General features: G+C 48.0%; 1 protein-coding gene. It reads left to right on the top strand.

Features of this window, described 5'->3' with window-relative positions:
* A partial coding sequence (locus ACTHS3_RS17050; RefSeq protein WP_440368647.1) for a hypothetical protein occupies positions 1-273 on the top strand: 273 nt, incomplete at its 5' end.
* Positions 274-431: the final 158 nt, after the last annotated feature.

The following is a 431-nucleotide window of genomic DNA, read 5'->3' as shown; positions in this document are numbered from 1 at the left end:
ATTTATTACGCCAACGGCATGACTTTTGATGGCGTTATCAACTTTACTTATATGAATTCCAGCAAAGCCGACGATTCTCCGGTAACTGCCGATGGCGATAGCGGCGGCACGGGTACGGATAAGGAGTTGAACGCCACGCCGAGCGTGCCAAACAATAAATGTTTTGCAACCAAAGGCGATCGCAGTCTCTTGTCTAACCAGCTGGTCAGTCTGGAAGTACAAGGCCGTACATGCGGACTTAAACGCATCAGCTGGCGTGAATTGTTCTTTTAATCGGTAAGGCTTGAATATCGAGGCCGTCTGAATTTTTCAGACGGCCTTTAATTTAAGGAGAACGAGTCAAGGAACGCATTGTTAGATGCTGTTTTTAATGATTTTCCGAAGGGTGGACAGTTGTCGGCGGCTGACGGGCAGCGGGGTTGGAATATCGA

The sequence above is a fragment of the Neisseria sp. P0009.S007 genome, assembly GCF_051962515.1.
The sequence above is the reverse complement of the archived record's forward strand: the minus strand, read 5'-3'. Positions and strand labels throughout refer to the sequence as shown.